The sequence below is a fragment of the Mesorhizobium sp. LMG 17147 genome, assembly GCF_024297145.1.
GTDB lineage: Bacteria > Pseudomonadota > Alphaproteobacteria > Rhizobiales > Rhizobiaceae > Mesorhizobium.
Window position 1 is genome coordinate 283,267 of sequence record NZ_JANCTC010000004.1, and the last position, 26,908, is coordinate 310,174.

Here is a 26,908-nt window from a genome sequence, read left to right on the forward strand (position 1 = left end):
GCAAATGGCGCAAAGGAACATTTGATCTTGGGCCAAGCCGTTGGCCACCATTCGTCCCGAGGCGTGATGAAAAGACGATATCTCGCCGGGTTCGTCCTCGCCGTTCTGTTCGCCGCACTGTCCTTGATCTGGTGGGCTAAGTCGCCGAGGCAGCCACCTCTCGTCGTTGGCGGTGAATTACCGGCGCCGTGCCGCGACGCGAGCTTCGAGGCGGTCGCCTATGTCGTCTGCGAAATCGATCTGCGCCGCTATGACATCGGTGTGTTCCACGCAGGCATTGACGGCAAGGCTTTCGGTTCACTGGACAAATTCGACAAGGCGATGGCGGATCAGGGCCGGCCGGTGCTGCTCGCCATGAACGCCGGCATGTATCACCAAGACCTGACGCCGGTCGGCCTTCTCGTCGAAGACGGCCGGGAGAAGGCGCCGATCAACGCCGCCGACAGCGAAGGCAATTTCTTCCTGAAACCGAACGGCGTCTTCCTGGTCCGGAAGGATGGCAAGGCGGCGGTCATCGAGACAAGCGCCTATGTTGCGACCAGACTGGACGTAATGTTTGCCACGCAATCCGGCCCGATGCTGGTGATCGACGGCCGGCTTCATCCCCGCTTCGAGCAAAACGGCACATCGCGCTATATCCGCAATGGCGTCGGCGTGCGTGATGAAAACACTGTCGTGCTGGCGATCTCGCGCTCTGAGGTCAGCCTCAGCAGCTTCGCCCGACTGTTTCGAGACGCGCTCGATTGTCCCAACGCGCTTTTCTTCGACGGGGCCGTTTCGGCGCTGTCGAACGGCGAGCGGATGATTGTGGGTGGAAACTATCCAGCCGGGCCGATCATTGCCGTGACCGGTAAGAAGCTTGCGAGCCGGTAACTGCAAGAGAGCTCAGTCCGGCACGCTGGTCTGCAGGGCAAGCGCGTGCAGCACGCCGCCCATGTTGCCCTTCAGCGCGTCATAGACCATCTGGTGCTGCTGGACGCGGCTTTTCCCCCGAAAGCTTTCGGCCACAACCTCAGCCGCATAATGGTCGCCGTCGCCGGCCAGGTCGCGAATGGTCACCTTGGCGTCCGGAATGCCTTCCTTGATCAGCCGTTCGATGTCGTGGGCGTCCATTGCCATATGAGGATTCCTTGTTCAGGTCGTGATCTCATATATGGTCGAAAAGGCGGATGAACCACACCGAAACGGCCCCGCTTGATCACATCACGGGTCCACGACCTCATTTGCCATGAAGCGAGGGAACCAGGATTCGTGGGCGGCGGTCAATTCGCTGACCGGTATCGCACGCGCCTCGCCCAGCTTCAATTCGCTGCCGCCGGTCGAGCCGATCCACGGTGCAAAAATGCCGAGTTTGCTTTGTTGTTCGCGAATGGCGTCCCATTCCTCGCTCTGCGGATCGATCGACAGCGTCAGCAGGTAGCGGCCCTGATCCTCGCCGAACCAGACGGGGATCGGATCCGTACCGATCAGGCCGGGAATGGTCGCGCCGATGCCGGAGGCCATCGCCATCTCGGCCAGCGCCACCGCGATGCCGCCGTCGGAAACGTCATGCGCCGCACTAACGACACCGGAGCCGATCAGCGCCCGCACATGGTCGCCGACCCGCTTCTCGTGATCGAGATCGACCGGCGGCGGCGGGCCGTCGGCGCGGCCATGGATGTCGCGCATATAGGCGGACTGGCCAAGATGCGTGCCCCACATGGTCGGCGCGCCGACCAGCACGATCATCTGGCCTTCGGCGGCAAAGCCGATCCGCACCATTTTCGACCAGTCGGCAATCAGCCCGACGCCGCCGATGGTTGGTGTCGGCAAGATGCCTTGGCCGTTGGTCTCGTTGTAGAGGGAGACGTTGCCGGAGACGATCGGGAAACCAAGCGCCCGGCAGGCATCGCCGATGCCTTTCACGGCACCAACCAGCTGGCCCATGATCTCCGGCCGTTCCGGATTGCCGAAATTGAGGTTGTCGGTGGCCGCGAGCGGCAGAGCGCCGGTGGCGGTAAGATTGCGCCAGCATTCGGCAACGGCCTGCTTGCCGCCCTCGTAAGGGTCGGCCTCGCAATAGCGCGGCGTCACGTCGGAGGAGAAGGCGAGCGCCTTGGTCGGGTGGCCATCGACGCGCACGACACCGGCGTCGCCGCCGGGAAGCTGCAGGGAATTGCCCTGGATCAGCGTGTCGTACTGCTCCCACACCCAGCGGCGCGAGGAAAGGTCCGGTCCCCCCAGCAGCTTGAGCAGTGCGTCGGCCACATCGGCTTGAGGTGCATCGCCGGCCAGCGGCGCCGGCTTCTTCGGTTCGACCCAGGGACGGTCATATTCCGGCGCCTGGTCGCCGAGATCCTTGATCGGCAGGTTGGCGACCTCATCGCCCTGGTGCAGCACGCGGAAGCGCAGATCGTCGGTGGTCTTGCCGACGATGGCAAAGTCGAGGCCCCATTTGTGGAAGATCGCCTCGGCCTGTTTTTCCTTTTCGGGGCGCAGCACCATCAGCATGCGCTCCTGGCTCTCCGAAAGCATCATCTCATAGGCGCTCATGCGCTCTTCACGCACTGGCACCTTGTCGAGATCGAGCTCGATGCCGAGGTCGCCTTTGGCGCCCATTTCGACGGCCGAGCAGGTGAGGCCGGCGGCACCCATATCCTGGATGGCGATAACGGCGCCGGACGCCATCAGTTCGAGGCAGGCTTCGAGCAGGCATTTTTCGGTGAACGGATCGCCAACCTGCACGGTGGGGCGCTTCTCGTCGATCTTGTCGTCGAACTCAGCCGAGGCCATGGTGGCGCCGCCGACACCATCGCGCCCGGTCTTGGCGCCGAGATAGACGACCGGCAGGCCGACGCCCTTGGCCTCGGACAGAAAGATTGCGTCTGTCTTCGCGAGGCCCGCGGCAAACGCATTGACCAGGATATTGCCATTGTAGCGGGCGTCGAAATTGACCTCGCCGCCGACCGTCGGCACGCCGAAGGAATTGCCATAGCCGCCGACGCCGGAAACGACGCCGGCAACGAGGTGCCTTGTTTTGGGATGGTCCGGCGCGCCGAAGCGCAGCGCGTTCATCGCCGCGATCGGCCGCGCGCCCATGGTGAAGACATCGCGCAGGATGCCGCCGACGCCGGTCGCAGCTCCCTGATAAGGCTCGATATAGGAGGGGTGGTTGTGGCTCTCCATCTTGAAGACGACGCAGTCGCCGTCGCCGATGTCGACCACACCGGCATTCTCACCCGGGCCCTGGATGACTTGCGGCCCGGTGGTCGGCAGCGTGCGCAGCCACTTCTTCGAGGATTTGTAGGAACAATGCTCGTTCCACATCGCCGAAAAAATACCAAGTTCGGTAAAGCTCGGTTCGCGCCCGACCAGGTCGAGGATGCGCTGGTACTCGTCGGGCTTCAGCCCATGCGCGGCAATGAGTTCAGGAGTGATCGGCACGGAATTGGAAATGGTCATGATCGGCAATTGTGTCCTTGGGATCGAGTACCGTCTTATCGCAAGCTTTGCAGCCGATACACCCCGTTGGATGACTAAAACGATGGAAAGCAACAGCTGACGGCAAGTAGCGAAAGATCGCCACTCGACCCGCCGGTTTCAAGCCGGTTCAGGAAAAGCTGTCGTAGCCGGCGCGGCCCTCGTCCAGAAGCCGCCGGATCACCGCGACGCCGTGCGCGATATCGTCCCGCTGTCGCGGCTGCGAGATGCCAAACCGCACGCCGTGAAAGGCCTGTTCGGAACGCCCTGCCTTGAACTCATCCTCGTCGTCGATGAGCACGCCATGTTCGAGGCAAGCCTGTTTGAAGGTGCCGGAAAGCCACGGGTCGGGCAAAGTGAGCCAGACGAACGGCACGTTGTCTAGCGCCTTGAAGTCGAAGCCGTCGAGTGTCTCGCGCACGATCGCGATGCGCGCACCGATCTCGGCAATGCTGCGCTTGCGCATCTCGGCGGCCTGACCGGACAGCACCAGCCGGCTGCCCACCTCCGCCAGCAGAAAGGGCAGGCCGCCCGTCATCATCTTATGGGCGACCCGGATGCGGTGACGGTAGGCCGGCGGGCAAGCGAGCCAACCGCCGCGAACACCCGCCGCGACCGATTTCGACAGGCCGCCGGCAACGATGGTCCGTTCGGGAGCATATTCGGCCATTAAAGGCGTTGGGTCGTCGGTCAGTCCGCCATAAAGATCGTCCTCAATCAGAACGACGTTATATTGACGGGCGACATGCGCGATTGCCTCGCGGCGCGATGCCGACAGCGTTGTCAGCGTCGGGTTCTTGGCCGTCGGCATCAAAAACATCATCTTCGGATGCTTTTGTGCGCAGACGCGCTCGAAATCCTGGGGATCTATGCCCTCGTCGTCAGCCGCCACCAGTGCGGTCCGGCGACCGATCAGGCCGGCACTGCGGGAGATCTGCGAATAGGTGAGGTGCTCGAAGACGACATAGTCGCCGGGGGCGGTGAGTCCCGCAATGGTTGCCATCACCGCGGCGTGGGTGCCGAGCGTGGGAACGATTGCATCCGCCGCCGGGCGATAGGAATTGCGCGACAGCCAGCGTCTGCCCGCTTCCAACCAGCGGTCCGGGAAATCACGAGTATAGCTTGAAATCTCATGCGGATGGTCTTGCGCCGTGCGTGTCAACACGTCGGCGACGATGGCACCCTGGCCGACATCCGGTGCGGCCGTGCTATCGAAGCGCAGCTTGTCGCCGGGCGCATCCATATAGCGTGTGCCTTGTTCGACCGGCCCCAGGAAATCCGGCTTTGCGCTCTCCGACTGTTGAGCGATAACATAGGTTCCGCGGCCGACCTCGCCGCTGACCAATCCCCGCTCGCGCAGCAATTGATAGGCCCTGCCGACCGTGCCGACGGTCGTGCCGATGTCGTATGCCAGGTCGCGCTGCGGCGGCAGCTTTGCCCCTGCACCGATCAGGCCGCGATCGATGTCCGTCTCGATGGAATCGGCAAGCCGCTGATAGAGCGGGCCGGTGCGGGCGGTCAGGTCTGGAAGCCAAGTTGTCATGGTGACAATTTTTTACATTGCACCGAAATGGGAGTCAATACATATGAAGCGGGCCGCACGGAAGGCACAATTGCAATCTTGGCAGAAAGACAATGGGTACAATAGAAACAATCCGCTACGCGGCAGTTGAATTGACCGGAAGCCGCTCGTCGGGCCGGAGATCCTATGTTCGCCGGATCGCGCAAGTGGTCACGTCATTCGTCCGATGGATCGACGGTCTGCTGGAGCGCCGGCGCAGTCGGCTGGTCCTGCTCGAGATGACCGACGATCAGCTCAAGGACATCGGTATCTCGCGCTGCGATGCCCATCGTGAAGGTCTGAGGCCGTTCTGGGACTGATGCGTTCGAGCGCTTCAGCGGACGCTCGCCGTCCTGAGCCGTGAAACGCGGTGATCCACAAGTACCGCCACAATGCACAGCATCAGAAAAAGCCCGGTGATGGCCAGAGTTGAGACGGCGACGCTGGTCGAACCGTTCTTGGCGAGATCTAGGAACGGGTAGGGCACTTCGCCGGCAATCGGCGCCCGCAGCAGCGCATAGGCCAGGTAGGCGAGCGGATAGATCATCCACCAGGAAATGTCGCGCCACCGCGTCGAGCCGTCGGCGCCCGCCACAACCCACCACAGCACGAACAGCAGCGGCGTCACATAATGCAGGAGAACGTCGCAGAGCAGGAACAATCCTTGCGGCTGCCAAAGCTGCGCCAGGACCGTTGCATAAACGATGAGGACCAGAGTTATAGCGACGGCTACGCCCGCCCGCATCCGTGGGGCGGCAAAGGCCGGAAACCAGGCATAAACTGTCGACGACAGCAAAGAGGCATGGACGAGCACCGCGCCGATGTTGGTCAGGATGGTGAAGAAGCTGAAATAGAAGACCACCGAGCCGACAAAACCCCGGCCGGCTTCCATTGATGCCGGGACGGTGATGCAGAGCTGCAGGACGAGCCCGGCCAGGCCGACGACCAGACCGGTGATCTGCAGCAAGCGATCCATTGAGCTAGGCAGCAGCGCCACAGGCCGGATTGCCCGTCTGCCAGCGGGCAATGTCCGAGCCGATGCGGGCGCCGAGCGGTTCCGCCATCAATGGGCCGAATACGTCGACGCGGCTCGAATTGCCTTGCGCCTGCACGACCAGCAACGGCTTTCCGCCATAGTGTTTGGCCGGCACCAGCAGGAAGCGCGGCGTGCCGCTGAACGAATTCAGTTCGTTGGCCATCTGGTAGAATTTGAACGCAGGGTCCTTGCTGGCGATCCAGCATTTGTGGGCAGCTATTGCCACCTGCTCCATGGCAAGCAGTGACGCGCTCTTGCCCGCCGGCGCTGGCGTGCTCTTCGGGCCTGACTGGCAGGAGGCGAGTACAAGACCGGCGGAAGCGGCGAGGGCGAGGCGGGCTAGTGTCGATCGCATGGTCAAGCGGCGCCCATCTCGAGTTCGGACAGAAAGATCTTCAGACCGTCTGTCATCTCACCCCAGACGCGCGACAGCGCCGGATGCTGCAAGGCGATTTGCTCATAGGCATCGAATTTCGGATAGGCATCAAGCAGGTCGGCGCGGTCGATCGTCGCCCTGAAATTGTTGAAGACGAAGCGGGTCGGCGTCAGCCAGGCATCGGCGAACGAGATGTCGTCGCCGAGCGCGAACGGGCCATGCGCCATGCGGGCCTCGATTGCCGCAAGCCCGTGATGCAGTCGGGCGAACTGTGCCTTGATCTCGGCCTCGTTGCGCTGCGGTACGAAATAGAGCTCGAACAGCTTCATCGTGGGGGCGAGCACGTCAAGGTCGGTGATGCGGGCGAACATGCGCACCAGTGCCCGGTCCTTCGAATCCTTGGGCAGCAGCGCTGGCTCGGGAAAGCGCTCCTCCAGATATTCGGCAATCACCACCGATTCGACGATCGTTTCGCCCGAGCCGGTGATCAGCACCGGAATCCGGTTCAGCGGCGAGATGGCACGAAATGCCTCGGGGATGGGAAACCCAGGCGGCGGTGCAATAACCTTGAGCGGCACGTTCTTGATGTAGGCCAGCGCCCGCACGATCGACGAATAGGGCGACAACGGCCGCGAATAGAGTTTCATGACCGTCGCTCCAGGAGGAAAATTGAAGGCATCAAGCGGCGATGCCCAAGGCGCTTTCGAACAGCGCCCGGCCGTCGCTGCCGCCATGCGCCGCTTCGATCAGGTTTTCGGGATGCGGCATCAGGCCGAGCACGTTGCCGCGGCCGTTGACGATGCCGGCAATGTCGTTGATCGAGCCGTTGGGGTTGGTGCCTTCGGCATAGCGGAACACCACCTGGCCTTCGCCTTCGAGGCGGGCCAAAGTTTCGGCGTCGGCAAAATAATTGCCGTCATGGTGCGCTACCGGCGCGCGGATGATCTGGCCCGGCTGGTAGCGGCGGGTGAACATCGTGTTGGCATTGGCGATCTGCAGCTTCACCTGGCGGCAGACGAATTTCAGCGAGGTGTTGCGCATCAAAGCGCCCGGCAGCAGGCCGGCCTCGACCAGGATCTGGAAGCCATTGCAGACGCCGATGACCGTGACGCCCTTGGCTGCCTTTTCGGCGACAGCCCGCATTACCGGCATGCGCGCGGCAATGGCGCCGCAGCGCAGATAATCGCCAAAGGAAAAGCCGCCGGGAATGGCGATCAGGTCGACATCGGGAATTTCGGTGTCCGTCTGCCAGACGGTGACCGGCGGCGTGCCGGAAATCTTGGTCAGCGCCGCGATCATGTCGCGGTCGCGATTGAGGCCGGGGAGCAGGACGACGGCTGATTTCACCTCAGGCGATCTCCACCGCGTAATTCTCGATCACCGTATTCGCCAGAAGCTTGTCGCACATGGCTTTCAAATCGGCCTCAGCCTTGGCCCTGTCGCCCTCGGCAAGCTCGACATCGAAAACCTTGCCTTGCCGCACCTGGCCGATGCCGCCGAAACCCATTGCGGACAGCGCATGCTCGATTGCCTTGCCTTGTGGGTCTAGCACTCCGTTCTTGAGAGTTACGGTAATGCGGGCCTTGATCACGCTGGACATGCTCCTGTTCATCTGTTGAGCTGGCAAGCTGTCAGTGCGGCTTGCCTTTGACACCGTCGGTCGATGCGACCAGCACCGGCCCGGCCGGACGCGGCGGTTCGTTCTCGTTCATGATGCCGAGGCGGCGGGCAACTTCCTGATAGGCTTCGACCAGCCCGCCCATGTCGCGGCGGAAGCGGTCCTTGTCGAGCTTGTCCTGCGTCGCCACATCCCACAGCCGGCAGGAATCCGGCGAAATCTCGTCGGCGACGACGATGCGCATCATGTCGCCTTCGAACAGGCGGCCGCATTCGATTTTGAAATCGACGAGCTGGATGCCGACGCCCATGAACAGTCCGGAAAGGAAGTCGTTGACGCGAATGGCCAGCGCCATGACATCGTCGATCTCCTGCGGGCTCGCCCAGCCGAAGGCGGTGATGTGCTCTTCCGAGACCATCGGATCGTCGAGCGCATCGGCCTTGTAATAGAATTCGATGATCGAGCGCGGCAGCACGGTGCCTTCCTCGATGCCGAGACGCTTGGCCAGCGAGCCGGCGGCGACGTTACGCACCACCACTTCGAGCGGGATGATCTCGACTTCCTTGATCAACTGCTCACGCATGTTGAGGCGGCGGATGAAGTGGGTCGGAATGCCCATCCGGTTGAGATGATTGAAGATGTGCTCGGAAATGCGGTTGTTGAGCACGCCTTTGCCATCGACGATTTCATGCTTCTTCTTGTTGAAAGCGGTAGCGTCGTCCTTGAAGAACTGGATCAGCGTGCCAGGCTCCGGTCCCTCATAAAGGATCTTGGCCTTGCCTTCATAAATGCGGCGGCGATTTTTCATCTGATTTTTCTCTGGATTTGCGGGCAGGCGGCAAGCGACCAGTTCCTGTCCGTCTGCCTAAATAAGATGGCGACGGTGGGGTTCAATGCCGGTGTCTATCCCAATCGCACTGTTTGCTCAATCGGCAAATCCTTTCAATCAACCGCTTTCGGGGACCGAAATGCCGCAGCGCAGCAAGCAATGTAGCATATTGACCGGCCGGCGCCCTTTTGGTTTGTGCTCCGGCAACACATATTGGCACGACGAATCGGATTTCACGGAGGGATGCCATGAGCAGCATGAAAGACCGCGAAGAGGGCTTTGAGCGCAAATTCGCATTCGACGAGGAACTTCGGTTCAAGGCCGCGGCGCGCCGCAACAGAGCGCTCGGCCTGTGGGCTGCCGAAAAGCTCGGCAAGTCAGGTACCGATGCCGACGCTTATGCCAGGGAGGTGGTCGTCAGCGACATTGAGGAAGCCGGCGATCACGACGTTTTCCGCAAGATACGCAAGGATTTCGATGCGGCCGGCATTGACCAGTCGGACCATCAGATCCGCCGCACCATGGATGAATTGATGGCGCAGGCGATCGAGCAGATCAAGAACACCTGACCCTTTTCGATACCGATCGAATGCTGGACCAATCGACCGCTCGGCCCAACCGGGCGGTTTTTCTTTGCCTTTGCGGTCATTTCCGGCTGAATTGTTGCAACCAAAGAGGAAATCGCCAATGTCCCTGAAGTCACGCCTTGCGGCCGACGAGACACTGTTCACCGCATGGTCGGGCGTGCCGGATGCTTTGACGGTCGAGATACTGGCCAGACAAGGATTCGACGCGGTTACGCTCGACATGCAGCATGGTGGCCATCACGAGGACAGTGTGCTGCGCGGGCTTGTGCCGGTGCTGGCCGCCAACAAGCCGGCTTTGGTGCGCATCCCGGTCGGCCGCTTCGACATGGCCAGCCGCGCGCTCGACTTCGGCGCCGAGGCTGTGATTGCGCCGATGGTGAATTCAGTGGCGGACGCAAGGCTGTTTGCCGCCGCCATGAAATACCCGCCGCTCGGCGAGCGCTCCTGGGGCCCCACCTATGCCTTTCCGCGCCATGGCAAGGGCGATCATGCCGACTGGCTGCGCGACAGCAACCAGCGCACCATGGCGTTCGCCATGGTCGAAACGCGCGCCGCGCTTGATGCACTCGACGGCATCCTCGACACGCCGGGTATCGACGGGATCTTCCTCGGCCCGTCGGATTTCTCGATCGCCTGGTCGAAGGGGACCACCGTCAGCTCGACGCTGGAGAGCATGATGGAGACCGTCGCCTCGATCGCCGAGCGCACCCGCAAGGCCGGCAAGCATGCGGCTATCTATGTGATGGAACCGGCCATTGCCGGTCGCGTGGTGTCGATGGGCTACCGGCTGCTGGCGATGGGTTCGGAGCATTCGCTGATTTCGCTTGGGGCAAAGACCCTGCTGAGCAGCGTCAGGGATTCGATCGCTTCCTAGAGATCCGTCAGGAATTTCGCGAACGTCATCGAACCTTCGGGCCAGGGGCCGAAGCCGGAATCCGCGTTGAGATGACCGGCATCGCCGGCGTCGATGAACAGCGAGCCCCAGGCCGCGGCAATGTCCTCGGCGACGCCGAAGGCGCAGAACGGGTCGTTGCGGCTGGCGATCACAACCGAGGGAAATGGCAGAGGATCGCGCGGATAGGGACCGAAGGTCATCAGGTGCCTCGGCTTTATCTTTGGATTGGCGACATCGGGCGGCGCCACGAAGAAAGCGCCGGCGACCGGTCGCTCGAACCGAGACAATGCCTGCATGACCGCGGCGACGCCAAGCGAGTGAGCGACAATGACGACCGGCCGCTCCGCCTCGTTAACCGCCTTGGCGACACCGGCCGTCCAATCCTCGCGCACCGGCTTCGACCATTCCGTCTGTTCGACGCGGCGCGCTGTCGATAGTTTCGACTGCCAGCGGCTCTGCCAATGATCGGGGCCGGAATTGGTGTAGCCCGGCACGATGAGAATATCTGCTTCCCTGACTTTCATGGCGCGCATGTAGCGAGAGGCGCTGTCGGGTGCAACCGGGTATAAACTCAACAGCGACATGCAAACGCACCTCTCATGAGCCCGGTCTGCTCGCTATTGTGAACACCTTGTTCGCTTCTTGCGCTCTTGTGTGAACGATAGCGATCGACGATCTGTCGCCAGGAAAGAATGGCTGTTCCGAGATTTTGGCACGGACACGGCGTAGAATGATTGATGGCGCCGGGTTCCTCCGTTGGAAGCTTGTCGAGCGCCGGCTGAACGGAGCACTTTGATGAGCGAACTGCCTTTTGCCGCAACGACCCCGGTCAGCGTTGCCCGCGTCGGCTTGCGGGCGCGCGATGCAGAAAATCTCGCTGCCTACTATCGCAAAGTCGTCGGTTTGCAGGAACTGAGCCGCGCCGGCGGCACGATTACGCTCGGCGCAGTCAATCGCCCTTTGCTCGACATCGAAGCGGATCCGGCTGCGAAACCCGATGACCCGCGCAGCGCCGGTCTTTTCCACACCGCCTTCCTGCTCCCTAGCCGGGTCGATCTCGGCCGCTGGATCAACCACGCCATCGCGGGCAAGATTGGCATCGAGGGCGCGTCCGATCATCTGGTCAGCGAGGCGCTTTATCTTACCGACCCGGAAGGCAACGGCATCGAGATCTATGCCGACCGCCGCCCCCAGGATTGGAAATGGAATGGCGACAAGATCGCGATGGCGACGGAGCGGCTGAACATTCCGTCGGTCATTGCCGAAGTGCCGGCCGGTGACGTCGGCTGGCAGGGCGCGCCGGAAAACAGCATTATCGGCCACGTCCATCTGCGGGTCGGCCGGCCGGAAGAAGCCGAAGCATGGTGGCATCAGGAGTTCGGTTTCGACACCGTGGCAAAATACGGTGGCGCGGCGGTATTCTTGTCGTCCGGCGGCTACCATCACCACATTGGCGCAAATGCGTGGCAGAGCGCGGGTGCCGGCCGCCGCGATCCCGCCCGCTCCGGCTTGGCCTGGGTCGAGATGCGTTCGGACAATGTGGCTGATGCAACGACCCGCGAGGATCCGTGGGGCACGGTGATCAGGACCGTCCCCGGCAAGGCGTAGTTCGGTTAGACTAGAGCTTCGCCTTTTCAAGCAAGCGGCCAAGCATCAGCAGGCCCGCCGGCCACAGGCCGAGGCCGGCCTCGTTTCCCATATGGCCGAGATCGCCGGCATCGGCGATATCCGCGCCCCAGGCTGCGGCAAAAGCGGTCGCCTTGTCGAAAGTGACGCGCGGATCGCTGCGGCTCGCCACCACCAATGCCGGGAAGGGCAGGCGCTTCAGCGGCATCGGCGCGAACGGGCGCACCGCGTCGAATGAGGGATCGGTATCCTCGACATTGGTCGCGGCAACCAGGAATGCCGCCGCGACCTTGTCGAGTTGGCTTTGACTGGCACTAGCAGCCCACTTCACCGCCGTCGCCACCGCCAGCGAATGCGCAAGTAGCACGACGCGGCGCGGTGCGGCGGCCACCGCGGCATCCACCTGGCCGATCCAGTCCCCAGGCTTAGGCCGGTCCCACTCGGCCTGCAGCACGCGGCTCGAATTGGGGAACACCCGGCACCAATGCGACATCCAATGATCTGGCCCGGAGTTGCCGCGCCCGGGCAGGGCAAGGAAATCGAAATCTCCGGCTGACGAAATCATCAGGCCTCTCCAAACACTCGGCTAAAGATCGTATCGACGTGCTTGGTATGATAGCCCAAGTCGAATTTCTCGCGGATCTCGGCCTCGGGCAAGGCTGCGACAACGTCCTTGTCGGCCAAAAGTTCCTCAAGAAAATCAGCGCCTTGCTCCCACACCTTCATGGCGTTGCGCTGCACCAGCCCGTAGGCGTCCTCGCGCGAAACGCCAGCTTGCGTCAGCGCCAGCAGCACGCGCTGCGAATGCACAAGGCCACGGAATTTGTTCATGTTCTTCAGCATGTTGTCGGGGTAGACGAGCAGTTTGTCGACAACGCTGGTCAGCCGTGAGAGCGCGAAATCGAGCGTCACCGTCGCGTCGGGCCCGATCATGCGCTCGACGGAGGAATGCGAGATGTCGCGCTCGTGCCACAGCGCCACATTCTCCATTGCCGGCAATGCGAACGAGCGCACCATGCGGGCAAGGCCGGTTAGGTTCTCGGTCAGCACCGGGTTGCGCTTGTGCGGCATCGCCGACGAACCCTTCTGGCCGGGTGAAAAGTACTCTTCTGCTTCGAGTACCTCTGTGCGTTGCAGATGGCGCACCTCGATCGCCAGCCGCTCGATCGACGAGGCGATCACGCCGAGCGTGGCGAAGAACATCGCGTGGCGGTCGCGCGGGATCACCTGCGTCGACACCGGCTCCGGCTTCAGTCCGAGTTTCTTGGCCACGTATTCTTCGACATATGGGTCGATATTGGCAAAGGTGCCGACCGCACCGGAGATGGCGCAGGTGGCGATGTCCTCGCGTGCGTGCACCAGCCTCTCGCGGCAACGCGAGAATTCGGCATAGGCCTGCGCCAGCTTGACGCCGAAGGTGGTCGGCTCGGCATGGATGCCATGGCTGCGGCCGATTGTGATCGTGTCCTTGTGCTCGAAGGCGCGGCGCTTGAGCGCCGCAAGCAGCCCGTCAATGTCGGCCAGCAGGATGTCGCTGGCACGGGTGAGCTGCACGGCAAAACAGGTATCGAGAACGTCGGAGGATGTCATGCCCTGGTGGATGAAGCGGGCATCCGGCCCGACGAATTCGGCAAGATGGGTGAGAAAGGCGATGACGTCATGCTTGGTGACGCGCTCGATCTCGTCGATGGCTTCGACATCGAATTTCGCCGCCCCGCCTTTCTCCCAGATGGTCTTGGCGGCCTGCTTCGGGATAACGCCGAGCTCGGCCAATGCGTCGCAGGCGTAGGCCTCGATCTCGAACCAGATGCGGAACCGGGTTTCGGGCGACCAGATGGCCACCATTTCCGGCCGGGAGTAGCGAGGGATCATCAGTCGGTCCTGACTTGCGAGAGCATTTGCCCGCGTCCTAACAGAGGCAGGCAAAATGCTCAACGTTGCTGGCGCGCAAACCAGACACTGGCGACAGCGAGCGCAATGAAACCGAGCGGAAAATACAGCCGGATGCCAAGGACGACGAACTGGTAGAGTGCCGTCAACATCGTGAACACGAACTGGAAAACCCAGGTGATGGTGAACGCGGGCGCATGCCATTGGACATAGTAGGAGCGGTATTGCAGCCCAAAGAGGCCGCCGGTGACGACAATCGTCGCTGCGAGAAGGCAGACGAAGGCGGCGGCGAGGGCGATCTCCCAGTGGCGTCCGAGCGAGACGAGCCGCGCCAGGAACAGCCCAATCGGGAAAGCGAGCGCACCGCCGGCTGCATAAAGCAGCGAGACGAAGCGGATCTTTGCCGGGGTCTCCCAATCGTACTGCAGCAGATTGAGCAGCGCGCTGGCGCCCATCGCCATGGCCCACAGCAAGGCACCGGCAAATGCCGTGCGCAGCGACGGCAGAGCGCGGCGGAGACGATACAGGGCGCGATAGCGCATGGCGGGGAACGTCACAGGCGACCGGTTACCGCGATCCAGCGATAGTCCGGCCCCTCGAACCCGTATTGGCGCACTGCGATCAGCACGGCATAGGCGCTGAGGCTATCCAGTGAAAATGTCTGAACCGCGCCGATCTGGTAGCCATTCGGACAGCCTCTGCTTTGCGGGATCGATTTGTCCTCGTGAATAATGCTCGTCTGACCGCCGTCCTTCGCCTCGATGCGCAGCAGGCGAAAGCCATTGATCTCGCCCTGGCTCTGGCAGCGCTCGGTGTCATTCATGCCGATCTGGTCGAGCCGGAATTCGAGCGGCTCGTCGACCGGCGAAAAGATCGGGCGCGGATTGACCACCATGCGGAAGGGATCGGCAGAAAGCTCGGTCACCGGGTTGAAGCCGGCGGTGATGCCGCGATTTGCCTTCAGTTCCGCCTGACTGACGATCGCTTCGCCCTTTTGCCGGGCCTGCAGCCGCGCCGCGTCCACCGCGGCATTCTCGTCGTCGAGCCGGACACGGATCGGCGAGCCCTTCAGGAAACTGTCGTCGGCCGTGTCGATATAATAGCGGTTTGCATAGGGAAATCCCGATCCGTCCTGGACGCCGTATTCCTCGAAGGCAAAGACCCCGCCATCGCGGCTGAAGCCGAGGATCTCAAGCTCGGCGACATCGCCTGCGTGGGCGGCGGCCAAAGTTGCAAGCTGGGCAAGCAGGCAGACGGCAAACAGAGCAAGATTTCGCATGGGGAATTCCATTCAGGCGGTCGACGCCGTTAAATTCCTATCACGATGCCGTCAAAAGATCGTGCTGACTGAAACACAAAGTCGATGCATCCAATCCGGCTGTCGTTTGTTATTGTCGGCAGCTTCACCGCATCGTGCCTTCCGAAAATCAGGATCGATTCGGAAGGCACGGCACATTGAGTCAAAATGTTTAGAGCGTCCTTTGCGCGTTCAAAAGGGCGCGCGGCGCTATAAGGGAGACCCCCATGACAGATGCAGCCAAGATTCGCGAACGTATGGAAGTGATCGGCGCCGACGGGGTCCATGTCGGTACTGTCGACAAGGTTGACGGAGATCGCATCAAGCTGACCAAGCGCGACAGCGGTGAGGGCGCTCACAGGGGTCATCACCACTTCATTCCTCTCAGCCTTGTCGCCGAGGTCGAGGGCCAAAAGGTGCGGCTGTCGGCAAACTCCGACGTTGCGGTCACGTTCGAGGAAGAAAAATCCGACCCCACTTGATCATAAGTCCAGTCCGGTTACGGCAAATCCGAATAAGCGGCGCGGTCAGCGCGACGACCAGACCGGGAACAGATCGCCCTCGGCCGGCGTCGCGGCAAAGACGCCGCGGCTGATGGCGCGCGCCATCGTGGCGCCGGCCGCGGCGTAGAGATCGATCGCATCGTTGGGCCTGAGCTCGATGCCGCTCTTGCCTGTTGCCAGCGCGAAGACCAGATCGCCGTCTGCGGGCGTGTGCGTCGGCCAAATGGCCCGGACAAAGCCGTCATGCGCTGATATCGCCAGGCGTTTGGCGGCGGCCTTGGTGAGTACCGCATCGGTGGCGATCACGGCGATGGTCGTGTTGGCGCCGGTTTCCGCCTGCTCTGCGGCATGCTTGTCACGGAACTTCAGCAGGATCTTTCTGGCATCGTCAGGCATCGGGTGGGGAAAGCCTAAGCCGCCGAACTCGTCGCCGATCTCGAACGGCGCCGCCCAGAAATGGCGGGTCCCGGCGACCGTCACCGAGCCCGTCGGGTTGACAGCGGCGAGCGCGCCGATGGTGACGCCGCTGTCCAGCACTGTCGAGGCCGAGCCGAGCCCGCCCTTCAAGCCGGAGCTCAAAGCCCCGCTACCTGCGCCGGCAGTGCCGAGCGCAAAGTCGATCGCGGCGGCTTGCGCGGCTTCGTAGCCAAGGTCGCGGTAAGGCGGATACCGGCCCCAATCCTTGTCACCGCCATTGCGCAGGTCGAACAGGATCGCCGCCGGCACGATCGGCACCCGAAAGCCGCCGACCTCGACCCCGATGCCTCTTTCGCGCAAGGCCGCCTGCACCCCCGACGCGGCGTCAAGGCCAAAAGCCGAGCCGCCCGAAAGCACCACGGCATGGATGGCGTGGATCGAATTGTGCGGCTCGAGCAGGTCGGTTTCGCGGGTACCTGGCGCACCGCCCAGGATTTGCACGCCGGCCACGGCCGGTTCGTCGCAGATCACGGTGGTCACGCCGGATTTCAGCTTCGCATTCGCCGCATTGCCGACACGCAGGCCGGCGACGTCGGTGATGAGATTGCGCGGACCCGTACGGAACATCCCCATGCTGGACATCATTGGCTCTCCGCCGGCACGAAACGGCCGCCGTCGAAACGGTAGGCTCGATAAGGATTTTGCGTCAGGTCACCTTTTTCGTCAAAGCGGATCGGTCCGATCGCCGTGGTGAAGTCATGCGCGGTCAGCACGTTGGCCAGTCTCTCGCCTGAGCTTTGCGTCAATGCCGAAGCCGACTTGGCGATCTCGACCGCGGCATAGGCGGGCAGCGTGTAACCTTCCGGCACGATGTTTTGTCCGGCAAAGCTCTGCAGCACCTTGGGGTCGGCGACATCGGCCCATTCGGGCGGCGCGATCATCAGCGTGCCGACGGCATAAGGCACGTCGCCGAGCGGCGCGCGCAACGCTTCGCCGCCGGCAAACACCATGCCGGTATTTAGCTGGCCAGCATCCCGGCCCATAATGGCGACATCATCGCCGTCGCCGCCGGCAAAGACATGCGTTGCGCCGGCTTTCTTAAGTCGGCCGATCAGGCCGATCTGGTTGTCGAGTTGCGGCCGGAACGTGTCGACGAACACCGGCTTCAGAGCCGCTTGCTCGGCGGCTGCCCGAAACGTCTCGGCCATTTCGCGGCCATAGATCGTGCCGTCGTCGACGATGGCGAACAGCTCGGTCTGCCATAGGCGGGTGAGGATGGCAGCTACGGCATTGCGCTCGTCGTCGCCGCGCGGCCCGAGACGATAGATCGGCCATCCCGTCTTGGCGCGCCGGTCGGTCAGGCTTTCCGTGCGAACGCCGACTGTGATCACCGGTATGCCGGCATCCTTGAGGATCGGCAGAGCCGCCTCGATTGCGTCGGTGCACAAAAACCCGATGACGACGTTAACCTTGGCCGCGGTGAACTCCCGCGCGGCGGCGGCGCCACCATCGGCCGTGCAGGCGTCATCGATCGTCGTGATTTCGGCGTCGTTCGCTTCAGCCGCCATTGTCGCGCCTGCCTCGATCTGTTTGCCTAGGATCGCCGACGGCCCCGACAATGGTGCCGCGACGCCGACCAGCAGCGTCTCGGCGCTCGCACTACCGGCGACCGAGAGCCAGGCCAGCACCGCTATTGTGGTTGTCCAAGGTCGCATGCGAGCGAAGAATTCCTCCGCGCCGGTCGCGTGTTCTGCCGGCGCCAATGCCGTCAAGACCTAAAGGCTGGCCAGCTTTGGCGCAACACGGGAATCCAGGATATACGTCAAGCACTTCGCTTGTGGGCTGCAATATCCCCCCATATATAACGGTTGGTTCTGACTAGTGGAAAATCATCGGTGCTGAAGAAGAATGACATCGGGCCGCAGGCCTACCGCGACGCGATGGCCCATTTTGCCGGTCATGTGCATGTAGTCACCACCGATGGCCCCGCCGGCAGGCGCGGCGCGACGGTGATCGCGGCCTGCTCGGTGTCGGACACGCCGCCAACCATCCTGGTCTGCCTCAATCGCGAAAATCCCAAGAATGAGCCGTTCGTGGAAAACGGCAAATTTGCCCTGAATACGCTGGCTTCGGATCAGGAGCCGCTGTCGATCGGCTTTTCCGGCATGACCGGCCTGCCGGTCGAGGAGCGTTTCGCGTTGGCCGAATGGGATGTGATCTCGACTGGTGCGCCGACGCTGAAGGGCGCGCTCGCCGTCTTCGACTGCGAACTGATCGACTCCAAGGATCTGGCCACCCACCGTGTGCTTTTTGGCAAGGTTACAGGTTTGCGCATGGGCGATAACTTGCGGCCGCTGATCTATCACAACCGCGGCTACCACGCTTTGTAGAGGCTTTCAGATGGCCGCGCCCGCGGAGACAGAATGACCGAGTGGAAAACCGCGTCCGGCGCCGCGGATGATCGACGAGACGCTCGATCTGTTGACCCGTGCGGATTATGTGGCGGACCGTCGCTGGCAACCGTGCTGTTTTTATGGGTTTGGTCGACCCGCGCCGGCGGATCGAGGCTGGCGTGAAGCGCGTCGCGTAACCACATGTCTCCCAAGGAGGAATCATGGAACGCAGCATCTATCTCGATGAGGCTCGCGACCCGCTAATCATCGCGGAGGGCTGGATGAAGGACGGCAAGGATGTCGCCATTGCCACCGTGGTCGAGACCTGGGGCTCCGCGCCGCGCCCGGTCGGCAGCCACCTGGTCATCGACGCCGAAGGCAATTTCCACGGCTCCGTCTCGGGCGGCTGCGTCGAAGGCGCCGTAGTCGCCGAGGCGGTCGAGGTTATCGATAGCGGCAAGGCCAAAATGCTCGAATTCGGCGTCGCAGACGAGACCGCCTGGCAAGTCGGCCTGTCATGCGGCGGCCGCATCAAGGTCTATGTAGAAAGATTGGGTTGATCTCGAATGGATCCCTATGCGCTAAAGACACTCAACGCCGAACGCCGCGCCCGCCGCGCGGCAATCCTGGTCACCGATCTCGGCGACGGCCGCGACCGTGTCGTGCGCGAGGGAGACCGGGTAGCCGGCGAACTCGGGGCGGCCGTCGCCAAGGCTTTTCGCACGGGCAATTCCGGTTCGGTCGAAGCTGAGGGGCGCACGTTCTTCCTCAACGCACATCTGCCGCAGCCGCGCCTGGTGGTGATCGGCGCCGTCCACATCAGCCAGGCGCTGGCACCGATGGCCAGGATCGCCGGCTATCCTGTCGAGATCATCGATCCGCGCACGGCCTTTGCCACGCCCGATCGTTTTCCCGATATCGCGCTGCATGCCGAATGGCCACAGGTTGTGCTGACGCGTCAGCCGCTCGATAACTATACGGCGCTGGCTGCTCTCACCCACGATCCGAAGATCGACGATTTCGCGTTGAAGGCGGCGCTCGACGCCGACTGCTTTTATGTCGGCGCGCTCGGCAGCCGCAAGACCCACGCCAAACGTGTGGAACGCCTGCTGGCTTCGGGGGCGACAGCCGACCAGATCGCCCGCATTCATGCCCCGATCGGCCTCGACATTGGAGCTGCCAGCCCGGCCGAGATAGCCGTCGCGGTGTTGGCGCAAGCGATCCATGCCTTTCGCTCCCGCGGCCTCGAATCCAAAGGCGCAGTCGCGTGAAATTTGGTCCCGTTGCGATCGATGCGGCCGAAGGGGCAGTGCTTGCGCACGCCACTACAGCCGGAGAGCGCCGCTTCCGCAAGGCGCACCGGTTAAGCGCCGGGGATGTGTCCCTGTTGAAGGCCGCTGGCATTTCCGAGGTCGTCGCGGCGGTGTTGGCGCCCGATGATCTCAGCGAGGACGTCGCCGCTGAAAAGATCGCCGCATGTATGATCCATCGCAACATCGAGGCGAAGCCTGCCGCGACAGGTAGGGTCAACCTCCACGCGCAGGCTGCCGGCATGTTCACTGTCGACGCGGCGATGATCGACGCCATCAACGCCGTCGATCCGACGATCACCATCGCCACGCTCGCGCAGCATGCGCCGGTCGAAAAAGGTCAGATGGTAGCAACGGTGAAGATCATTCCGTTTGCGGTCGCCTCCGCTTTGGTCGATGCGGTGGCAAGGATCTGCGCGGGCGGCGAGATCTTTGCGGTCAACGCCTATCAGCCGGTGCGCGTCGGCGTCATCCAGACGGTGCTGCCCGGCATCAAACCCAGCGTGCTCGACAAAACGCTGCGCGTCACCGAAGCACGCCTGGCGCGTTCGGGAGGCAGGTTGACGGCGGAGCGTCGAACGCTGCATGAAATTATCCCCGTCGCCGAGGCTGCGGCCTCGCTGATCCGCGACAACGATATGGTGGTGATCTTCGGCGCTTCGGCGATGGCCGATTTCGGCGACGTCGTTCCTGCTGCGATCGAAAGGGCGGGCGGCACTGTCATTCGCGCCGGTATGCCGGTCGATCCCGGCAATCTGCTGGTGCTCGGCACACTCGGCGGCAAGCGCATCATCGGTGCGCCGGGCTGCGCCCGCAGTCCCAAGGAGAACGGCTTCGACTGGGTGCTCGACCGGCTGATAGCCGGTCTCGACGTGACCGCCAGGGATATTGCCGGCATGGGTGTCGGCGGGCTGTTGATGGAAATTCCGACGCGGCCGCAACCGCGCGAGCCTTTGCCGGCCAAAGCCGAACCAAAGGTCGAGATTGTGCTTCTGGCCGCCGGCCGCTCCAGCCGGATGGGCGGGCCGAACAAGCTCTTGGCACTGTTCGATGGCAAGCCTCTGGTCCGCCGCACCGCCGAACGCGCGGTCGGTTCGAAAGCCGCGGCCACCATCGTCGTCACCGGCCACCAGAGCGAGCGCGTGCGCAGTGCACTGTCTGGCCTCGATGTGACCTTCGCCGACAATCCGGATTTCGCCGAGGGTCTGTCTTCGTCGCTAAAGGCCGGCATCGCCAAGATTTCCGGCGACGCCGCCGCCGCCATGATTGTCCTCGGCGATATGCCCGGCGTCGCCTCGGCCGACCTCGACAGGCTGATCGAGGCGTTCCGCAGGTCCGAAGGCCGATCGGTGGTGCGGGCCTCGCACGCTGGGCGGCGCGGCAATCCGGTGCTGCTGCCGCGTTCGCTGTTTGCCGCGATCGCTCACCTCCAAGGCGATACCGGCGCCCGCCATCTGGTCGAGGCCGAAGGGCTCGACGTCATCGATGTCGAGATCGGCGAAGGGGCAGCGATCGATGTCGACACGCGCGAGGCGCTGGAGGGCGCCGGCGGCGTGCTGCAGGATTGACAAACCGAAGCCGAAAAACGCATGGCTGAGGGATGGCCTTTCGTTCCTGCTTCCGGTTCCGCTTGCCCCCCTCTGGCCTCCCGGCCCTGCCGATGGCGATTCTTTTGCAGCTCTTTTGTGTCGCCTATGCCAACGCTCTCGAACTCAAACCCTTCAAGGACGATCTGTTCGCCTATCCGGTCACACTCTCGTCCGAGAGCAACGGCGCCTATACGGTGGTCGATTATCGTGAGCTGCGCGACATCAACGCTCGTGACGAAGTGCCTGAGCGTCGTGTGCACGCGCAATACACCGAAACCGGCGTGCGCAAGGTGCAGCAGGATCTCTTGCTGAAGACCGACGCCGGCGATGTCCGCCACATTGCCGTCGGCAAGACCGGGGGCGCCAGCATCATCGTGCTTTATCTGCACGGGCAGGGCGGCAGCCGTAAGCAGGGCACCGACGACTTTACCTTCGGCGGTAATTTCAATCGCATCAAGAACCTGATGGCGGGCAACGGCGGTCTCTATCTATCGCCGGACTTTTCCGATTTCGGCGACACAGGTGCCGCCCAGATCGCCGCGCTGATCGACCACTATGCCGAACAATCGCCGAGCGCAAAAATCTTCGTCGCCTGCGGCTCGATGGGCGGCTCATTATGCTGGAAGCTGGCCGCCCGCAATGATACCGGCCGGCGCATCGACGGGCTGCTGCTGCTCGGCTCGCTATGGGACGAGAGTTTCTTCTCAAGCCCCGCCTTCAAGCGTCGTGTGCCGGTCTTCTTCGGCCAAGGCAGCAAGGACCCGGTGTTTCCAATCGAGAAACAGGAAGCCTTCTTCCGCTCCATCCTGACCAAATCGAAGAGCTATCCCACACGCTTCGTCCGCTTCGAGACCGGCACGCACGGCACGCCCATCCGCATGACCGACTGGCGCGGCACGCTCAACTGGATGTTGTCGAAGGCCCCTTAAGGCGCGGTATTGTAGTCGACGACCGTCTGCGGATTTTCCTCGCCGTCATAAGACGCGTCGACGTCGTACTGGACCAGGGAAAAATCGCCGTTGCGAAACAGATAGGTCCCCGACGAAGAGGCATCGCCGATGCCACGCCATTTGTTGAAGGTGGTGATCGTCTTGGTCTCTTCGTCGTAATCGGAATTGGTTGCCCAGCCGGAGGTCTGGAAGCCAACTATGGTCATGCCCAGCAATTTGCCGTCGCTGTCATTGTTCTCGTAGCGGATGTCCATTTCAGGTTCGGCGAACTGCAATTGTCTTACGCCAAGCACGTCGTCGCTCATGTAATAGATCGAGTTTTCGTTGTAGGCCGCGGCCGAGCAGGCGAAATGGAAAAGCCGCGTTTCGCTTTCGGGATCGCTGGCAGCCGCATCCTTGTCCTTATAGTGGATCGAGAAGATGTCCGGCTTCTGCGCCAAAAGATCCTTGTCGCACTGGTCGCCATAAGTCGCGGCAAACGCCTTGTTGGCCTGCTCAAGCGCTGCGTCCTTCTTCGGCGGCGGCGGTCCTTCGCCGCAGCTTGCCGGCACGGCATCCTCGAAATCGGCCTTTGAGGGTTTCAGCGCACCGTTGTCGATGAAGATCGAGCGAAATGGCGGTTCCTGGATCGAGGCGTTGATCTGGCGCAGCGTATAGCAGCCGGCAAAGACATTTTCGCTGCCGTCCTTGGCCGTCGCGCGGATGGCGACCGGAACGCTGTAGTAGATGCTGCCGGCAGCCCCGTCTTCGGATACGCCACCGGTTTTGACTTCGACCGTGTCGGTGCCGTCATAGCCTTTGACGAAGGAATTGAAATCCTTGGCCGGCTTGGTGTCGCCGAAATAGTCCCAGGCGCGCGCGAATTCGTGCCGGCTGATGGCATTATAAAGCGACCGGATCACCGCTTCGGCATTCGACCTGTCGTCGATATAAGGCGCGTCTGCGGCGAGCGCCGATTGGCCGGCAACGGCAACAGAGATAAAGGCGGTCGCTGCAAAAAGGGCGCGTCTCATCGGGAACCTCCACTCGATAAAAAATCCTATCATATCTATTGCGGCGACGTGGTGACGCTTGAACAATCGCGTGCGAAAGCGCTACCTCTCGCCATAGGCAGTAGGGCCCCGTGGAGATTTCTTGTGACCATATCAATGTATGAAGCATCCGTGCCGGTATTTTCGGCGAGGCTGAAGTCACTGGCCAATGTGCTGAACATTGCCGAGCAAAATGCGGCTGATCGCAAGATCGATCCGCAGGTGTATCTGACGGCGAGGCTGGCGCCGGACATGTTTGCGCTGACCAGGCAGGTACAGATTGCCACCGATCACGCCAAGGGCGCGCCATCGCGGCTTGCCGGGCGTGAGGTGCCAAAATACGAGGATAATGAGACGAGCTTCGTTGATCTGCAGGCCCGCCTTACCAAGACGCTCGACTATCTCGCGACATTTTCGGCGGCCGAATTCGATGGTTCAGATGACAGGATGGTCGAACTGCGGCTTGCGGGGCGCGAGGTTTCGATGCCGGGAATGCAGTATCTGCTGCATGCCGCCATGCCCAATTTCTACTTCCACCTGACCACCGCCTACGACATCCTGCGCCACAACGGCGTGCCATTGGGCAAGTCGATCTTCCTCGGATTGCGTTGAGATCAGCTTGTGGGATATCCCGCTGCGGCGGGATATCTCACGGCGCGCTGTTTAGCGCAGGGACATTTCCCGGGCGATGCGCGGGAAATCGGCCGGCTTGACGCCGATATCGGCGCGATCGGCATTGCTCATCGAATGGAGCAGCGCCAGTGCCGCACGATAACGCAGCTGTTCCCGCGGACGCGGACGGGCGAACATTTCAGTGAAGAATCCCATGATTCAAGCCCCTTATTCAACCTCCACGGCCGTCAATATAGGCAGATCATGACAATTGTGCAGTGCAGCATTCGCATGGCAGCCATGCTGCCCTGATCTTTTTTGACATAATTCGGCTGTTCCGGCGAAACTTCGGCGGTGCTTCGGGCGTAGGCCTCAGTCCCGGCACTTGGCCGGTTTTTTGTTAGACGCAGCGAAAAACTCCGTTCGCCGGCATCCTGGAAAGTCGCCTGGCCTGCCGTCGGTGGGCTTGGAAGCGGGCGGCGCTTTCCTGTATGCTATTGCTTCCTCCTCGCGCAGCCGCGCAAAATTCCCGCCGGAGAAACTCCATGCACAAACGCCGTCTCGGCCAGACCGATCTTTTCGTGTCGCAAATCTGCCTCGGATCGATGACTTGGGGCCAGCAGAACACCGAGGCGGAGGGTCACGCCCAGATGGATCTGGCGTTTGCTCGCGGCGTCAATTTCATCGACACCGCCGAACTCTATCCGATCCCGCCCAAGGCGGAGACACAAGGCCGTACCGAGACAATCATTGGCAATTGGATGAAGGAGAAGCGCAATCGGGACCAAGTGATCATCGCCTCGAAGGTAGTTGGTCGCACCGCCAACACTTGGTTTCGCGGCGACCGCCCGTCTAAACTGGTGCGCGCCGATATCTTCGACGCTATTGATAAGTCACTCGCCAGGCTCAACACCGATTACATCGACCTATATCAGATCCATTGGCCGGAACGCGACGTGCCGTGGGGCGCCAATCCGAACCGCATCGGCACCTTACCGCGACGCTCCGATGCCGCCGGCGTGCCGGAAGGCGAGACGCCGATCGCCGAGACGCTTGCCGTATTCGATGAACTGGTCAAGGCCGGCAAGATCCGCCATTTCGGCCTGTCGAACGAGAATTCCTGGGGCGTCATGCGTTTCATTGCCGAAGCCGACAAGGGCCTCGGCCCGCGCGTCGCCTCGCTGCAGAACGCCTATAATTTCGTCAATCGCACTTTCGAGGTGAACCTTGCCGAAGTCTGCGAGCGCGAGCAGGTGTCGCTGCTTGCCTATTCGCCGCTGGCGCAAGGCTATTTGACCGGCAAATACGATCATGGCGCGCGGCCGCAGGGCTCGCGCTCGCAGTTGTTCAACCGCGGCCAGCGCTACGAGACGCCGAATGCTGCCGAGGTGCAGCTCGAATACAACCGGTTGGCGTGCACCTTCGGCATGGAGCCGGCGCTGTTTGCCAATGCCTATGTCTCGAACCGGCCCTTGGTCACCTCGAACATCATCGGCGCCACCACCATTTCGCAACTCGAAATGGCGCTCTCTTCCGCCGACGTGGTCTGGACCGAGGAGATGCAGAAGGCCGTTGATGCGATCCATCAGCGCGTCGGCAATCCGTGCCCTTGATGCGTCGGGCGTGGTTGTCCGATCGTCATAAGGAGAGGGGAACAGCCATGGGCTTCCGGATCGACGCGGTGCGCGCGAAATTTCCGGCTTTGTCGCTGACCGACAAGGGCCGCCAGCGCATCTATCTCGACAATCCTGCCGGCACGCAGGTCCCGCAGACGGTGGGGGACGCAATATCGCGTTGCTTGCTGACTACCAATGCCAACCTCGGCGGCTTCTTCGAGACCACCATTGCGGCACAGGACATTGTCGACGAGGCCCATCTGGCGATGGCGGATTTTCTCGGCGCTGCGAGCCCGCAGGAAATTGTCATCGGTGCCAACATGACGACATTGACCTACCACATGTCGCGAACGCTTGGCCGCACGATGAAGCCCGGGGACGAGATCATCCTCACCCGCATGGACCATGAGGGCAACGTCTCGCCCTGGCTGCAACTGGCTGAAGACCTTGGCCTTGTCGTGCGCTGGCTGCCTTTCGACCAGCAGAGCTGGCAGATCGAGGAGGCGGCGCTGGCCGCACTGCTTTCCGAGAGGACGCGGCTCGTCGCGCTCAACTACGCCAGCAATCTCACCGGGTCGATCAACCGGGTGAAGGCGTTGACCGGCATCGCCAGGCGGGCTGGTGCGTTGGTCTACATCGATGCCGTCCAGTTCGCGCCGCATGGTCTGATCGACGTCCAAAAGCTCGGCTGCGATTTCCTGATCTGCTCGGCTTACAAGTTCTTCGGCCCGCATATGGGAATTTTGTGGGGCAGGCTGGACGTTATCGATGCGCTTAAGCCGTATAAATGCCGTTGCTCGTCCAATGCCTTGCCGGAGCGCTTCGAGCTCGGCACGCCGCAAATTGAATTGATGGCCGGCCTGTCGGCGGCTGTCGATTATTTTGCCGAGTTGGGAGCGGCAGCTGGCGCGCAAGGGTCGCGTCGGCGGAAAATCGCCAAGGCCTTCGAAGTCTCAATCGCTTACGAGAACCCGCTGACGCAACAGTTGATCGACGGTCTGTCGGATATTGCCGGCCTGACCATCCACGGCATCACCGATCCGAAGCGGATCAATGAGCGTGTGCCGACGGTGTCGTTCACTGTCGAAGGCATAGTGCCGGAGACGATCGTGCGGCAGATGAATGCGGAAAATATCTTCCTGTGGTCCGGCCACAACTACGCCTGGGAGATCGTCCACCAGCTCGGCATTCCGGCCGAGCAGGGCGTGGTGCGCATCGGCATCGCTCATTACAACACTGCAGCCGAGATCGACGAGACGCTGGAGAGCGTGCACCGCGTCGTCGCCATGCTGAGGCAGGAGCGATCCTGAGCG

The 26,908-nt window shown here is 62.2% G+C and carries 32 protein-coding genes; 14 read left to right on the forward strand and 18 right to left on the reverse strand.

All coding sequences use genetic code 11. The features are described 5' to 3' along the window. Window positions 1–66 precede the first annotated feature (66 nt). Window positions 67–873: a phosphodiester glycosidase family protein gene (locus NMG46_RS10855; RefSeq protein WP_254817644.1), complete on the forward strand. Its 807-nt coding sequence runs from the start codon at window positions 67–69 to the stop codon at window positions 871–873. Between the two features lie 12 nt (window positions 874–885). On the opposite strand, the gene NMG46_RS10860 is transcribed toward NMG46_RS10855, so the two are convergent. From NMG46_RS10860 to NMG46_RS10870, 3 genes are all read right to left on the reverse strand, one after another. Then, window positions 886–1,119, reverse strand: a complete 234-nt coding sequence (locus NMG46_RS10860) for a BolA/IbaG family iron-sulfur metabolism protein (RefSeq protein WP_023674714.1) — start codon at window positions 1,117–1,119, stop codon at window positions 886–888. 84 nt (window positions 1,120–1,203) lie between these two features. Then, entirely contained in the window at window positions 1,204–3,441 is a 2,238-nt protein-coding gene (gene purL / locus NMG46_RS10865; protein ID WP_254817645.1) for a phosphoribosylformylglycinamidine synthase subunit PurL, read from the reverse strand. Between the two features lie 148 nt (window positions 3,442–3,589). Continuing rightward, window positions 3,590–5,002: a PLP-dependent aminotransferase family protein gene (locus tag NMG46_RS10870; RefSeq protein ID WP_254817646.1), complete on the reverse strand. Its 1,413-nt coding sequence runs from the start codon at window positions 5,000–5,002 to the stop codon at window positions 3,590–3,592. 92 nt (window positions 5,003–5,094) lie between these two features. On the opposite strand from NMG46_RS10870, the gene NMG46_RS10875 reads away from it, so the two are divergent. Further along, on the forward strand, window positions 5,095–5,340 hold the full coding sequence (locus NMG46_RS10875) for a DUF1127 domain-containing protein (RefSeq protein ID WP_254817647.1): 246 nt from the start codon (window positions 5,095–5,097) through the stop codon (window positions 5,338–5,340). 14 nt (window positions 5,341–5,354) lie between these two features. Here the strand turns inward: NMG46_RS10875 and NMG46_RS10880 are convergent, their stop codons facing one another. From NMG46_RS10880 to purC, 6 genes are read right to left on the reverse strand one after another with little or no spacing between them, the layout of a single operon-like run. Further along, entirely contained in the window at window positions 5,355–5,996 is a 642-nt protein-coding gene (locus NMG46_RS10880) for a Pr6Pr family membrane protein (RefSeq protein ID WP_254817648.1), read from the reverse strand. Window positions 5,997–6,000: 4 nt separating this feature from the next. Beyond that, on the reverse strand, window positions 6,001–6,411 hold the full coding sequence (locus tag NMG46_RS10885; protein WP_254817649.1) for a hypothetical protein: 411 nt from the start codon (window positions 6,409–6,411) through the stop codon (window positions 6,001–6,003). Window positions 6,412–6,413: 2 nt separating this feature from the next. Next, entirely contained in the window at window positions 6,414–7,079 is a 666-nt protein-coding gene (locus NMG46_RS10890; RefSeq protein WP_254817650.1) for a glutathione S-transferase family protein, read from the reverse strand. Between the two features lie 31 nt (window positions 7,080–7,110). Further along, window positions 7,111–7,779 (reverse strand): phosphoribosylformylglycinamidine synthase subunit PurQ, encoded by a 669-nt coding sequence (purQ, locus tag NMG46_RS10895; protein WP_023674723.1) that lies wholly within the window; start codon window positions 7,777–7,779, stop codon window positions 7,111–7,113. Window position 7,780: 1 nt separating this feature from the next. Continuing rightward, a complete protein-coding gene (gene purS, locus NMG46_RS10900; RefSeq protein WP_254817733.1) occupies window positions 7,781–8,023 on the reverse strand; it encodes a phosphoribosylformylglycinamidine synthase subunit PurS in 243 nt (80 codons plus the stop codon). Between the two features lie 40 nt (window positions 8,024–8,063). Next, the gene (gene purC / locus NMG46_RS10905; protein WP_023674725.1) at window positions 8,064–8,858 is read right to left on the reverse strand and encodes a phosphoribosylaminoimidazolesuccinocarboxamide synthase; all 795 of its coding nucleotides are present in this window, start codon (window positions 8,856–8,858) and stop codon (window positions 8,064–8,066) included. 269 nt (window positions 8,859–9,127) lie between these two features. Here purC and NMG46_RS10910 point away from each other — a divergent pair, with 269 nt between their 5' ends. Beyond that, a complete protein-coding gene (locus NMG46_RS10910) occupies window positions 9,128–9,448 on the forward strand; it encodes a DUF1476 domain-containing protein (RefSeq protein ID WP_254817651.1) in 321 nt (106 codons plus the stop codon). A 118-nt stretch (window positions 9,449–9,566) separates the two neighbouring features. After that, the gene (locus NMG46_RS10915; protein ID WP_254817652.1) at window positions 9,567–10,340 is read left to right on the forward strand and encodes an HpcH/HpaI aldolase/citrate lyase family protein; all 774 of its coding nucleotides are present in this window, start codon (window positions 9,567–9,569) and stop codon (window positions 10,338–10,340) included. Here the strand turns inward: NMG46_RS10915 and NMG46_RS10920 are convergent. Beyond that, window positions 10,337–10,885, reverse strand: coding sequence for an alpha/beta hydrolase (locus tag NMG46_RS10920; RefSeq protein ID WP_254817734.1), 549 nt, complete (start codon window positions 10,883–10,885; stop codon window positions 10,337–10,339). The genes NMG46_RS10915 and NMG46_RS10920 overlap by 4 nt on opposite strands. Window positions 10,886–11,156: 271 nt before the next feature. On the opposite strand from NMG46_RS10920, the gene NMG46_RS10925 reads away from it, so the two are divergent. Beyond that, window positions 11,157–11,969, forward strand: coding sequence for a VOC family protein (locus NMG46_RS10925; RefSeq protein WP_254817653.1), 813 nt, complete (start codon window positions 11,157–11,159; stop codon window positions 11,967–11,969). 10 nt (window positions 11,970–11,979) lie between these two features. Here NMG46_RS10925 and NMG46_RS10930 read toward each other — a convergent pair whose 3' ends face one another. From NMG46_RS10930 to NMG46_RS10945, 4 genes are read right to left on the reverse strand one after another with little or no spacing between them, the layout of a single operon-like run. Further along, entirely contained in the window at window positions 11,980–12,552 is a 573-nt protein-coding gene (locus NMG46_RS10930) for an alpha/beta hydrolase (RefSeq protein ID WP_254817654.1), read from the reverse strand. Beyond that, window positions 12,552–13,859: an adenylosuccinate lyase gene (gene purB / locus NMG46_RS10935; protein ID WP_254817655.1), complete on the reverse strand. Its 1,308-nt coding sequence runs from the start codon at window positions 13,857–13,859 to the stop codon at window positions 12,552–12,554. Before purB ends, NMG46_RS10930 begins: the two co-directional genes overlap by 1 nt. Before the next feature lie 59 nt (window positions 13,860–13,918). Next, the gene (locus NMG46_RS10940) at window positions 13,919–14,419 is read right to left on the reverse strand and encodes a hypothetical protein (protein WP_254817656.1); all 501 of its coding nucleotides are present in this window, start codon (window positions 14,417–14,419) and stop codon (window positions 13,919–13,921) included. A gap of 11 nt (window positions 14,420–14,430) precedes the next feature. Continuing rightward, a complete protein-coding gene (locus tag NMG46_RS10945) occupies window positions 14,431–15,156 on the reverse strand; it encodes a DUF2259 domain-containing protein (protein ID WP_254817657.1) in 726 nt (241 codons plus the stop codon). A 245-nt stretch (window positions 15,157–15,401) separates the two neighbouring features. Between NMG46_RS10945 and NMG46_RS10950 the strand changes: the two genes are divergently transcribed. Next, window positions 15,402–15,656: a DUF2171 domain-containing protein gene (locus NMG46_RS10950; protein WP_254817658.1), complete on the forward strand. Its 255-nt coding sequence runs from the start codon at window positions 15,402–15,404 to the stop codon at window positions 15,654–15,656. Window positions 15,657–15,701: 45 nt separating this feature from the next. Here NMG46_RS10950 and NMG46_RS10955 read toward each other — a convergent pair whose 3' ends face one another. Both NMG46_RS10955 and NMG46_RS10960 read right to left on the reverse strand, forming a co-directional pair. Further along, on the reverse strand, window positions 15,702–16,721 hold the full coding sequence (locus tag NMG46_RS10955; RefSeq protein WP_254817735.1) for a P1 family peptidase: 1,020 nt from the start codon (window positions 16,719–16,721) through the stop codon (window positions 15,702–15,704). A gap of 14 nt (window positions 16,722–16,735) precedes the next feature. Continuing rightward, entirely contained in the window at window positions 16,736–17,809 is a 1,074-nt protein-coding gene (locus NMG46_RS10960; RefSeq protein ID WP_254817659.1) for a branched-chain amino acid ABC transporter substrate-binding protein, read from the reverse strand. A gap of 180 nt (window positions 17,810–17,989) precedes the next feature. Between NMG46_RS10960 and NMG46_RS10965 the strand changes: the two genes are divergently transcribed. From NMG46_RS10965 to NMG46_RS10985, 5 genes are all read left to right on the forward strand, one after another. After that, on the forward strand, window positions 17,990–18,484 hold the full coding sequence (locus NMG46_RS10965; protein WP_254817660.1) for a flavin reductase: 495 nt from the start codon (window positions 17,990–17,992) through the stop codon (window positions 18,482–18,484). Between the two features lie 224 nt (window positions 18,485–18,708). Continuing rightward, window positions 18,709–19,047 (forward strand): XdhC family protein, encoded by a 339-nt coding sequence (locus NMG46_RS10970; RefSeq protein WP_254817661.1) that lies wholly within the window; start codon window positions 18,709–18,711, stop codon window positions 19,045–19,047. A 6-nt stretch (window positions 19,048–19,053) separates the two neighbouring features. Further along, the gene (locus NMG46_RS10975; RefSeq protein WP_254817662.1) at window positions 19,054–19,758 is read left to right on the forward strand and encodes an XdhC family protein; all 705 of its coding nucleotides are present in this window, start codon (window positions 19,054–19,056) and stop codon (window positions 19,756–19,758) included. Then, window positions 19,755–21,365: a molybdopterin-binding/glycosyltransferase family 2 protein gene (locus NMG46_RS10980; protein WP_254817663.1), complete on the forward strand. Its 1,611-nt coding sequence runs from the start codon at window positions 19,755–19,757 to the stop codon at window positions 21,363–21,365. The genes NMG46_RS10975 and NMG46_RS10980 overlap by 4 nt, the downstream gene beginning before the upstream one ends. 92 nt (window positions 21,366–21,457) lie before the next feature. After that, window positions 21,458–22,315: a S9 family peptidase gene (locus tag NMG46_RS10985; RefSeq protein ID WP_254817664.1), complete on the forward strand. Its 858-nt coding sequence runs from the start codon at window positions 21,458–21,460 to the stop codon at window positions 22,313–22,315. Here NMG46_RS10985 and NMG46_RS10990 read toward each other — a convergent pair. Then, entirely contained in the window at window positions 22,312–23,349 is a 1,038-nt protein-coding gene (locus tag NMG46_RS10990) for a DUF1176 domain-containing protein (RefSeq protein ID WP_254817665.1), read from the reverse strand. The two genes, NMG46_RS10985 and NMG46_RS10990, sit on opposite strands and share 4 nt — an antisense overlap. 123 nt (window positions 23,350–23,472) lie before the next feature. On the opposite strand from NMG46_RS10990, the gene NMG46_RS10995 reads away from it, so the two are divergent. After that, a complete protein-coding gene (locus NMG46_RS10995; protein WP_254817666.1) occupies window positions 23,473–23,979 on the forward strand; it encodes a DUF1993 family protein in 507 nt (168 codons plus the stop codon). Between the two features lie 51 nt (window positions 23,980–24,030). On the opposite strand, the gene NMG46_RS11000 is transcribed toward NMG46_RS10995, so the two are convergent. Beyond that, a complete protein-coding gene (locus tag NMG46_RS11000) occupies window positions 24,031–24,195 on the reverse strand; it encodes a hypothetical protein (RefSeq protein ID WP_023674744.1) in 165 nt (54 codons plus the stop codon). 329 nt (window positions 24,196–24,524) lie between these two features. Here NMG46_RS11000 and NMG46_RS11005 point away from each other — a divergent pair, with 329 nt between their 5' ends. Beyond that, on the forward strand, window positions 24,525–25,592 hold the full coding sequence (locus NMG46_RS11005) for an aldo/keto reductase (protein WP_254817667.1): 1,068 nt from the start codon (window positions 24,525–24,527) through the stop codon (window positions 25,590–25,592). A gap of 47 nt (window positions 25,593–25,639) precedes the next feature. Further along, entirely contained in the window at window positions 25,640–26,905 is a 1,266-nt protein-coding gene (locus tag NMG46_RS11010; protein ID WP_254817668.1) for a cysteine desulfurase-like protein, read from the forward strand. The last annotated feature ends 3 nt before the right edge of the window (window positions 26,906–26,908 follow it).